Genomic DNA, 11,360 nt, shown 5'->3' with positions numbered 1-11,360 from the left:
GAATCTTTGTTTGCATTTTATCTGCAAGTTATTCCAAGATGCATGACTCAGTGTGTTTTCAACTGACGGACTTGTTTTCAACTGACGAATTTGTTTTCAACTGACGAATTGGCTGTCAGCGACGGTATATGTCAGTGAAAGTCCTATGGCTGTTAATATTGTGTCAAACCGAATTGTACAAATTGACATCAAACCATGGCCTTAGTACACAAGAATATCAGTACCTATGGATACGAATACACAAATACATAAGGTAACATTGGGCTACGGTATTATTCCTGACGCTCCTTTGAGTGTTTCCGGGTATAAGAATATCAGTGAGATGACCGGAGGTGACTTCTGTGGAAGTATCCGATCATCCGATCAATAGCGACGACAGCAACGAAGCGATAATTAATTCAATGAGTAGTCAAAAAAATCAGCAGAAAAAACGAACTTCCGATCGGAGAGCATCCGGGAAAAATCAGGCGCAGAAGAAAGAGGCCAAAACTGCTGCTAAATCATCAGGATGGTTCAGGAAATTATGGCGGATCGGCTGGAAGGTCGGATTGACATTAGCCATCGTCATTGTGGTCTATGGGGTTTACCTGAACAATCTGGTTACCCAGAAATTTGAAGGTCAGCTCTTTGATCTGCCGACGGTTGTTTATGCACGGATTCTGTCACTTTCTCCCGGAGATGATATGAGTATCGAAGCATTGCGGCATGAGCTGGATATTCTGAATTATCGCAAAGTCGCAACGCCTCGCTATGCCGGAGAGTATTCGGCATCTACGACAAAAATTGAATTGATCCGCCGTCCTTTTGAATTTGCTGACGGGCCGGAGCCTGACCGGCATGTGATGCTTTATTTTAATGGTGAAACACTGACCCGGATTCAGTCTCTGGATAAGCATCAGGACATCGGTTTTTTGCGTCTGGAACCCAAAATGCTGGGAATGCTGGAAAAAAATATTACCGAGCAACGTCTGTTTCTGCGCCGGGAACAGTTTCCGGAAGTGATGATCGATGCACTGCTGGCGACCGAAGACCGGAATTTCTACCATCATGATGGTGTTTCTCCTTTTGCCATTCTGCGGGCTTTGGTAGCAAACCTGCGTGCCGGACGCACTGTTCAGGGCGGCAGTACGCTGACACAACAACTGGCGAAGAATATTTTTCTGTCCAGCCAGAAAACGCTGGTGAGAAAGTTGCAGGAAGCCTATATGGCACTCATCATCGACCACCGTTTCAGTAAAGACCGGATTCTGGAAGCTTATCTGAATGAAGTTTATCTGGGGCAGAATGGTGCTGAAGAAGTGCATGGCTTCGGACTGGCATCCCGCTTGTATTTCGGCCAGCCATTACAGGAACTGAGAATTGATCAACTGGCTTTGCTGGTCGGGATGGTGAAAGGGCCTTCATATTACAATCCGGTTCGTTATCCGGAACGGGCCAGAGAGCGGCGTGATCTCGTGCTGAAGCTGATGTTGCAACAGGATATTCTGACGGCAAGACAGTATGCTCAGGCGGTTGAACGTCCTTTAGATGTCCAGAAAAATCCACATATTGCCAGACGCCAGCCTGCTTATTTTCAGCAATTGGCGATTGAACTGAAAGATAAAGTGGGTGAGCAGTTTAAATCAGATAAAGGTCTGAGGGTTTTTACCACACTTGATCCGGTGTCTCAGGCTGAGCTGGAAAATGCAGTACATAAGAAAGTGCCGCAGCTTGGTAAATCGTTAGAAGCCGCTGCCATTGCCGTGGATCGTCAGAGCGGTGAAATCAGGGCAATGGTCGGTGGTGTTCAGACCGGGTTTGATGGATTCAACCGGGTACTCAGTGCCAGCCGACAAATCGGTTCTCTGGTGAAACCAGCGATTTATCTGACCGCTCTGAGCGATCCTGCTCAGTATAATCTGTCAACTACGCTTGAAGATAAACCGATTGCGTTGAAATCAGATCGTGGTGATGTCTGGACTCCGCAGAATTTTGATCATCAGTTCCGGGGAGAAGTGCCGTTTTATCTGGCTTTGGCGAAATCCATTAATATTCCGACAATCCAGTTGGGTATGTCTCTGGGGATTCCGCAAGTCAGTGATACTCTGATTGCTTTAGGCATCGACGGGCAGGAGATCCGCCCGGTGCCTTCTATGTTTTTAGGCTCTTTTTCCCTCACGCCGATTCAGGTGGCACAGATGTATCAGACCATTACGAACTCCGGCAGAAAAGCAAAATTGTCAGCACTGCGCTCAGTGATTGATCTGGACGGTAATGTTCTGTACCAGTCGATTCCCAAAAGTACTCAGGCAGTGACACAACAGGCTGCATGGCTGACGACATATGCAATGAAGCGTGGTGTGATTGAAGGAACCGGCCGGTATCTCAGCGGTCGTTTTTCCTGGGCGATGCTGGCAGGGAAAACCGGAACCAGTAATGATTCACGGGACAGCTGGTTTGTCGGTGTCGATGGGCGTGAAGTGACGACTATCTGGGTCGGTCGGGATGATAACAAACCGACTGGACTGACCGGAGCAAGCGGTGCTTTGCGGGTCTATGCCGATTATCTGCAAAAACGGACACCGAAGGTTTTGCATTTACCATGGCCGCAGGGAATTACCATGATTGGGTTTGATAAAGAACGCAATGGTACGCTCAGTCTGGACTGTGAAAATTCATTCAAATTACCGGTATGGGATGTGAAAAAATACTGGAAACAGCAGTGTGAAGAGCAGGGTAAACCGTTACGCTGGCTCAGAAAGATCTTTGAGTGGTAAGTATTGGTTCTATGTCAGAAAGAAAAATATCAATGAAACCCTTGATCATGATGGTCATTCTGCTGTGGTGGGGAATTGCCCCGGATGTTGTCGCAAAAAGCCGGACTCAGGTTCAGCAATCGCGGCCGCGTATTGCTGTGGTTCTTGCTGGTGGCGGCGCGAAAGGTGCCGCTCATATCGGTGTTTTAAAGGCTCTTGAGGAGTTACGTGTTCCGATTGATTATATTACCGGAACCAGTATGGGGGCTTATATTGGTGGATTTTATGCCACCGGGATTCCGGCACAGCAGCTTCATGATGAGGTCATGAGGGTTGACTGGAATCAGGGCTACCGGGATCGGGTTGACCGCAGTTTACGTCGGGTTCGGGATAAAGAGTTTGAAGATCGCTATCAGCTCAATACCGATCTGGGAATTCGCTGGATTGAAATCCGGGCACCGAAAGGCGTTATTCAGGGCCAGAATATGCTGCGCCTGTTACGGGAAACTGTAGGTAATCTGCCACGGATTCCTTCTTTTGCCCAACTGCCGATTCCTTACCGGGCAGTAGCAACCGATATTGTTAATTTAAAGCCGGTTGAACTGAAAAGCGGTTCACTGATTGATGCGATGATGGCCAGCATGTCTGTGCCCGGCGCTTTACCTCCTTATGAAGTCGATGGTCAGCTACTGGTCGATGGTGGTGTTACAGATAATATGCCGGTCGATGTTGCGAGAAAAATGGGTGCTGATACGGTGATTGCGGTTGATATCAGTACGGATTACAAGCAACAGACTGATTTTACTGATTTTCTGACAGTGACCGATCAACTGTCCAATTATCTTGTTCGCCAGAGTACTCAGAGACAGGCAGATAGTCTGACGCCTCATGATATTTATCTGAAGCCGGATGTCGGTCAGATGGAGACGACAGAATTTGACCGGATGGCTGACGCCTACCAGAAAGGGTATCAGGCTGTGATGGATCAGCGCCAGGCATTCGCTGCACTTTCATTGCCGGAAGAGGACTATCAGCGCTACGTCGCGCAGAAGAGGCAGAAAGCTGCACAGCTTCAGGCTGAAAAACAGTGGGTTTTCGCCCGGATTGAACTGGAAAATCAGACTCATTATCGTGATTCGGTCCTGAAACAGTTACTGGCTATTCCGGCGGAAGCTCAGGTCAGTCAAGAGGAAATCGAAGCACGTATCGAAGCATTGTATGCTCTGGATCGGTTCGAGTTAATCCGCTACCGGATCGAATCACAGGATAAACAGGATATTCTGGTCGTCAGTGTCCGGGAAAAATCCTGGGGACCCAACTATGTGAACTTTCACTTTGCGCTGGAAGATGATTTTGCCAGTCAGAGCCTTTACTCGGTCGGTGTTTCGACTAATTTTACCGGTCTGAATTCTCTTGGCAGTGAAGTCCGGGTGGACATGGAAATGGGAAGTAACCGAAAGATCTTTGCTGAATATTATGCGCCGATAACGCAGGATCAAAAAGTATTCTCAACACTCTCAGTGAATTACCGGAAAGATGATCTGAATGTGCCGCAAAGTGGTTTTGAGAATATCGGGCTGGGCGCATCGAAAGATTACCTGCCGGCAACTTATACCGTGACAGAAGGTGAAGTCGCGTTAGGCTATCAGTATCGGTTATGGGATGAATTTAAGTTCGGGTTACGCTTTGGCGATGGAGATGCCAGTTATTCGACGTTACCTTCCTATGGTGACATGGATTTCGAGAGACGGGGCGTTTTTGCCCGATATCGGGTGGATACGCTGGATAGTTATACGTTACCGAATCATGGATTTTTCCTGAATCTCGATTATCTGGTTTCAGATGATCAGGTCGCTTTTTCTGGTGCTCTGGATCAGGATGATTATCACACGACGGTCTATGAATATTCGATCACGTTGAAAGGGGCGACGCAGTATGGGCGCCACACACTGATTGGGAATGCTGAATACGGTGAGGTCAAAAGTAGTGAGTCGATTGCGCCCATCAGCCCGAAAACGATCGGTGGATTACTGAATCTTTCTGGTATTCCCCGGGATAGTCTGCTCGGACAGAACAAAGCATTTACCAGTTTAGTTTACCGTTATCGCTGGTTTGATAATGATTTCGGCCTGTTTACCTCTCCGGTTTATCTGGGTGTTTCGCTGGAATATGGCGGTGTCTGGTCTGATCCGTCGGTAAATTTGAGGAACGCACCTTTGTATCATGCCGGTTCACTGTTTGCCGGGATTGATTCTCCTCTGGGACCTGTAATGGTGGGCTATGGACGGACCCAACAAAACTACGATTCTGTTTATGTCTCGGTCGGATATGCTTTTTAGGGTTCTTTTTAAGGAACCTTGAAACATTTGTTAAAATTTTTGTTGTAAGATGTTGCTTGGGTCAAAGAGTATACATTCCCATTTATGCGTAAGTTTGCTATTCTTCATCCACCGTTTGGCCTCCCCGGCTAAGATAATCTGAGTTTGTCTCGGCAACGGAGTGCCAAGTTTCCAAGGACGTTCGTTCCCTACATCTATAATAAAGTGAATGAACCGCAATGAGAGGAAAAAGTCGTGCTTGAAGCCTATCGTAAACACGTCGAAGAGCGTGCAGCAGAAGGGGTTGTTGCCAAACCTCTGGATGCTGAACAAGTTTCTGGTTTGGTAGAGTTACTAAAGTCTCCTCCGCAAGGAGAAGAAGCATTCATTCTTGATCTGCTTGAAAATCGTATTCCCCCCGGTGTTGATGAAGCTGCTTATGTTAAAGCAGGTTTTCTTGCTGCCGTCGCTAAAGGAGAAGTGACCTCTCCGCTGGTTGACCGGGTGAAAGCGGCTGAACTGCTGGGAACGATGCAGGGCGGCTATAATATCGAACCGTTGGTTTCTTTCCTGGATGATGAGTCTCTGGCACCAACGGCAGCGAAGGTATTGTCCCATACGCTGCTGATGTTTGATGCATTCTATGATGTCGAAGAAAAAGCCAAAGCAGGAAATACCCATGCACAGCAAGTGCTTCAGTCCTGGGCTGATGCAGAGTGGTTTCTGTCTAAACCCGGATTACCGGATAAGGTCACACTCACTGTATTTAAAGTGACCGGAGAAACCAATACCGATGATTTGTCTCCGGCACCGGATGCATGGTCGCGTCCTGATATTCCGGTTCATGCCCTGGCGATGCTGAAAAATGAACGGGATGGTATTGAACCGGATGAACCGGGCAAAATTGGTCCGATTCGTCAGATTGAAGCCCTACAGAGCAAAGGCTATCCGCTTGCTTATGTCGGTGATGTTGTCGGCACCGGATCATCCCGGAAATCAGCAACAAACTCAGTCTTGTGGTTTATGGGCGACGACATTCCGAATGTCCCGAATAAAAAAGCAGGCGGATATGTTCTGGGCGGTAAAATCGCACCGATCTTCTTTAATACTATGGAAGATGCGGGTGCTCTGCCGATTGAAGTTGATGTTTCAAAACTGAACATGGGCGATGTGATTGATGTTTATCCTCATGAAGGCAAAGTTTGTAACCATGAAACAGGTGAAGTGCTGGCTGAGTTCAAACTGAAAACTGATGTACTGATCGATGAAGTCCGTGCCGGTGGACGTATCCCGCTGATTATCGGCCGTGGTTTGACGGATAAAGCACGTCAGGCATTAGGACTGGAATCTTCAACAGTATTCCGCCGTCCGGCTCCGGTTGCGGAAAGCAATAAAGGTTACACGCTGGCACAGAAAATGGTTGGTAAGGCCTGTGGCGTTGAAGGGATCAGACCGGGAACTTACTGCGAACCGAAGATGACAACTGTCGGCTCACAGGATACAACCGGACCGATGACCCGTGATGAGCTGAAAGATTTGGCTTGTCTGGGATTCTCGGCTGATTTGGTGATGCAGTCATTCTGTCATACCTCTGCCTATCCAAAACCGGTAGATGTTCAGACACACCATACTCTGCCTGATTTTATTATGAACCGTGGCGGGGTGTCACTACGTCCGGGAGATGGTGTTATTCACTCCTGGCTGAACCGGATGTTGCTTCCTGATACTGTGGGTACAGGCGGTGACTCTCATACCCGTTTCCCTCTGGGAATTTCGTTCCCGGCAGGTTCTGGTCTGGTAGCTTTTGCCGCTGCAACCGGTGTAATGCCACTGGATATGCCTGAATCTGTACTGGTTCGTTTCAAAGGAAAAATGCAGCCGGGGATCACACTCCGTGACCTGGTTCATGCGATTCCTTACTACGGTATCAAACAAGGTCTGCTGACGGTTGAAAAAGCCGGTAAGATCAATGAATTCTCTGGCCGGGTTCTGGAAATCGAAGGTGTTGAGCATCTGACGGTTGAGCAGGCTTTCGAACTTTCCGATGCTTCGGCAGAACGTAGTGCTGCCGGTTGTACAGTGAAGCTCTCTCAGGCATCTATTGAAGAGTATCTTCAGTCGAATATCACCATGCTGAAGTGGATGATTTCTGAAGGTTATGGCGACCGCCGGACGATCGAACGCCGTATTAAGTCGATGGAAGCATGGCTGGCCGAGCCACAACTGATGGAAGCAGATAAAGATGCAGAATATGCGCATGTTATCGAAATCGATCTGGCGGAAATCAAGGAACCTATTCTTTGTGCGCCAAATGATCCTGATGATGCCCGTCTGCTGTCTGAAGTTCAGGGAACTGAAATTGATGAAGTCTTCATCGGTTCATGTATGACCAATATCGGTCACTTCCGGGCAGCAGGTAAGTTGCTGGAAAACTACAATGGCCAGCTGGAAACCCGTTTGTGGGTTGCACCGCCGACGAAGATGGATCGCGATCAGCTTGTGGAAGAAGGTTACTACGGTATCTTCGGCCGTTCCGGAGTTCGTATCGAAACTCCCGGATGTTCTCTGTGTATGGGGAACCAGGCTCGGGTTGCGGATAAGGCGACTGTTATGTCGACCTCAACCCGTAACTTCCCGAACCGTCTCGGAGCTGGTGCTAATGTATTCCTCGCTTCAGCAGAACTGTCTGCGGTTGGTGCGATTTTAGGCCGGATTCCGACTCTGGAAGAATATTTACAGTATGCGGAACGTCTTGATGCGACAGCTGCTGATACATACAGATATCTGAACTTCCATAAAATGGGTCAGTATACTGAGAAAGCCGATACGGTTATCTTTCAGGAACCAGCCTGATCTCTGCTCTAAAACTCTCTGAGATGAAATCCCTCCGGAAACGGGGGGATTTTTTTATTATCAATCCCACGATTTCGGTATGCCGTCGGTTATACTGAGCTCCGGTTTAAACGGCTATCAATGGCATTATGGAATTTGAATTCAGAAAAAATATCTTGTTAGGTGAATATTACGCTTCATTTAATATGGAACATGCCGTGATTTCCCGCTTTCTTGAAGATGAAATGGGTTCAGATCGCACAATGATTGAGCAAATTTTACAATTGCTGCAATCGGCATATCAGAATCAGCTGGCTGAGCAGGTATGGCATGGGCGGGAAATTTCTCTGAAGATTCTGGATGGAGAAGTTACTGTTTTTGAAAATACCCTCATGCATTTGAATCACAATGATTTTGAAGAAGAATTTGAGTTGTATGAAAGTGAAAGTATAGCAACCTGTGGTCTGGATGATTTTGAATCTGTGCTGATCCAGTGGCAACAGTTTACCCGGAACTAGTTATCTCTGCCTTGCACAACCGTGGTGAGGTTTTGAAAACACGCATTATTTTTGTGAAAAGCTTGCACCTTATCTGTGCAAGCTTTTTCTATTTTGTCTCTTATTGTTAGGTTTATTGATTAAAATCAACATGTTAAAAAGTTGGCACGTACCTTGGATTTAAGAACAGTAACCGGAGTACAGCTCGAGAGAGGACGCCATGAAATTAATTAACGCAATCATAAAACCTTTTAAATTAGACGATGTCCGTGAGGCTTTATCTGATGTAGGTATCGAAGGAATGACCGTATCAGAAGTCAAGGGATTTGGTCGTCAGAAAGGCCATACCGAACTTTATCGTGGTGCCGAATATCAGGTTGATTTTCTGCCGAAAGTTAAACTTGAAATCGCAACACAGGGAGATAATGTTGACCGTGTTGTTGAAGCCATTATTAAAGCTGCACATACAGGCAAAATCGGTGACGGTAAGATTTTTGTTTATGATCTGAGCCATGCGGTGCGTATCCGCACGGGTGAAACAGATTCTGAAGCACTTTAAGAGATTCTAAGGACTGGAGAGACAATTATGGAATTATCAGTAACAGTAACGGAGTTACGTTACGCGCTGGATACTTTTTACTTCCTCATTTCGGGCGCACTTGTGATGTGGATGGCTGCTGGATTTGCAATGTTAGAGTCCGGGCTGGTTCGTTCAAAGAATACCACTGAAATTCTGACGAAAAACTTTGTATTGTATGCCATTGCCTGTACGTTGTACCTCATTGTCGGTTATAACATCATGTATGTTGATAACACTGATGGCGGTTGGTTACCTTCATTTGGTGCGTTGATCGGCTCTCAGGCCGGTGATGCAGACCACTCTTTAGAATCGGATTTCTTCTTCCAGGTTGTGTTCGTTGCTACAGCAATGTCTGTGGTTTCAGGTGCAGTTGCCGAACGGATGAAACTGTGGGCATTCTTGATTTTCTCTGTTGTTCTGACAGGCTTTATCTACCCTGTTGAAGGTTACTGGACATGGGGCGGTGGTTTCCTTTCTGCTGCTGGTTTCAGCGACTTTGCCGGTTCAGGTATCGTACATATGGCTGGTGCCGCTGCTGCTCTGGCTGGTGTTTTGCTGCTGGGTGCCCGTAAAGGTAAATACGGTAAAAACGGTGAAGTTCACCCTATTCCGGGTTCAAACATGCCGCTGGCAACATTGGGAACATTCATCCTGTGGTTCGGCTGGTTTGGTTTCAACGGTGGTTCTCAGTTGATGGTTTCTGATGCGGCGAATGCAACAGCCGTTGGTCAAATCTTCCTCAATACTAACGCTGCTGCTTCAGCAGGTGCTCTGGCTGCGTTGCTGGTCTGTAAAACGACCTGGGGTAAAGCTGATTTAACTATGGTACTGAATGGTGCTCTGGCTGGTCTGGTTGCGATTACTGCAGATCCGCTTTCTCCTTCACCAATGTACTCCGTTGCAATCGGTGCTGTCGCTGGTGTTATCGTTGTCTTTGCAATTGTTGCTCTGGATAAAGTGAAAATTGATGATCCAGTCGGTGCTATCTCTGTTCACGGTGTGTGTGGCCTGTTTGGTCTGCTGGCTGTGCCAATCAGCAACGCTGATGCATCATTTGGTTCTCAATTGTTGGGCGCTGTGGTTATCTTTGGTTGGGTATTTGTTGCCAGCCTGATTGTCTGGGCTATCCTCAAAGCAACGATGGGTATCCGTGTGACAGAAGAAGAAGAGATGGAAGGTATGGACATGCACGATTGTGGTGTCGGTGCTTATCCTGAATTCGTCACAGCAAAATAAGTTTCAACAGACACATCACTTCCTTTTGATAAAACCTGCCTTTCGGCAGGTTTTTTTTGTGGGGTGAATTGTAATGAATCATTCTCATTATATAATTACATGAATTGATAAATATTATCATTAGCACTTTGAAGGATGAAATAATGCGTAAATTTTTCGCAATTTGTGTGATGGCTTTGGGAGCGATAGCAACACAGGCTGGTGCGGTTGAAGAAGTGAATGTTTATTCCTATCGTCAGCCATTTTTGATTGACCCGATGTTTTCTGAGTTTACCCGGGAGACCGGCATTCAGGTCAATGTCAAATTTGCTGAGAAAGGTATTGCGGAAAAACTAGCGGCGGAAGGTGAATACAGTCCGGCGGATGTTGTGTTGACTTCTGAATTCAGCCGGCTATTCGAGCTGGCGGATAAAGGTCTGGTTCAGCCTCTGCATAGTGAAGTGATTGATGCAAATATTCCGGCTCAGTTCAGAGATACACAACAGGAGTGGTTTGCTCTGACTCAGCGAACCCGAAGTGTCTATTCGTCCAGGGATCGGGTTGGCCGACTCGCTGATGATTTTGACTATATGGATTTGGCAAAACCTGAATACAAAGGAAAGATTTGCACCCGTAGTGGTAAGCATCCTTATAATATTGCCTTGGTCGCTTCAATGATTGCACATTACGGAGAAGCGAAAACCAAAACATGGCTTATCGGTTTAAAGTCTAATCTGGCGCGTCGTCCGCAAGGTAATGACCGGACTCAGGTAAAAGCGATCCGGGAAGGTCTATGCGATTATTCTCTGGGGAATAGCTACTACTTAGGAAAAATGCTGAATGATCCGGAACAAAAAGCCTGGGCTGAATCGGTTTATATTAATTTTCCCGGACAGAAATCCTTTGGGACACACGTTAATGTGAGTGGTATGGCATTGGCCAAATATGCACCAAACCGGGATAACGCCGTCAGACTTATGGAGTTCTTAACCGGCGATAAAGCACAACAAATGTATGCAGAAGTGAACTTTGAATATCCGGTGAAGCCCGGAGTTCCGAGTTCTGCGTTGGTTTCATCCTGGGGTGCTTTTAAGGCCGATCCGTTGCCTTTAGCTGAGATCGCGGCAAATCATGAAAAAGCGGTGAAGTTACTTGATGAAGTGAAGTTTGATTTGTGACGTTG

Annotated in this window: 7 protein-coding genes; all 7 read left to right on the top strand. The window is 46.9% G+C overall.

The window, feature by feature from the left end; all coding sequences use genetic code 11:
* The first annotated feature begins 401 nt into the window (after nt 1-401).
* Entirely contained in the window at nt 402-2,756 is a 2,355-nt protein-coding gene (gene mrcB / locus OCU74_RS13050) for a penicillin-binding protein 1B (protein WP_087481432.1), read from the top strand.
* A gap of 32 nt (nt 2,757-2,788) precedes the next feature.
* Complete coding sequence (locus OCU74_RS13045) at nt 2,789-5,074, top strand: patatin-like phospholipase family protein (RefSeq protein WP_234993588.1); 2,286 nt, start codon at nt 2,789-2,791, stop codon at nt 5,072-5,074.
* A 234-nt stretch (nt 5,075-5,308) separates the two neighbouring features.
* Entirely contained in the window at nt 5,309-7,906 is a 2,598-nt protein-coding gene (acnB, locus tag OCU74_RS13040) for a bifunctional aconitate hydratase 2/2-methylisocitrate dehydratase (RefSeq protein ID WP_087481327.1), read from the top strand.
* A gap of 128 nt (nt 7,907-8,034) precedes the next feature.
* A complete protein-coding gene (locus tag OCU74_RS13035) occupies nt 8,035-8,403 on the top strand; it encodes a YacL family protein (RefSeq protein WP_087481328.1) in 369 nt (122 codons plus the stop codon).
* 199 nt (nt 8,404-8,602) lie between these two features.
* A complete protein-coding gene (gene glnK / locus OCU74_RS13030) occupies nt 8,603-8,941 on the top strand; it encodes a P-II family nitrogen regulator (RefSeq protein ID WP_087481329.1) in 339 nt (112 codons plus the stop codon).
* A gap of 27 nt (nt 8,942-8,968) precedes the next feature.
* The gene (locus OCU74_RS13025; protein ID WP_087481330.1) at nt 8,969-10,198 is read left to right on the top strand and encodes an ammonium transporter; all 1,230 of its coding nucleotides are present in this window, start codon (nt 8,969-8,971) and stop codon (nt 10,196-10,198) included.
* Nucleotides 10,199-10,341: 143 nt separating this feature from the next.
* Nucleotides 10,342-11,355 (top strand): Fe(3+) ABC transporter substrate-binding protein, encoded by a 1,014-nt coding sequence (locus OCU74_RS13020; RefSeq protein WP_087481331.1) that lies wholly within the window; start codon nt 10,342-10,344, stop codon nt 11,353-11,355.
* Nucleotides 11,356-11,360 lie beyond the last annotated feature (5 nt).

The sequence above is a fragment of the Vibrio mangrovi genome, assembly GCF_024346955.1.
Taxonomy (GTDB): Bacteria; Pseudomonadota; Gammaproteobacteria; order Enterobacterales; family Vibrionaceae; genus Vibrio; species Vibrio mangrovi.
The sequence above is the reverse complement of the archived record's forward strand: the minus strand, read 5'-3'. Positions and strand labels throughout refer to the sequence as shown.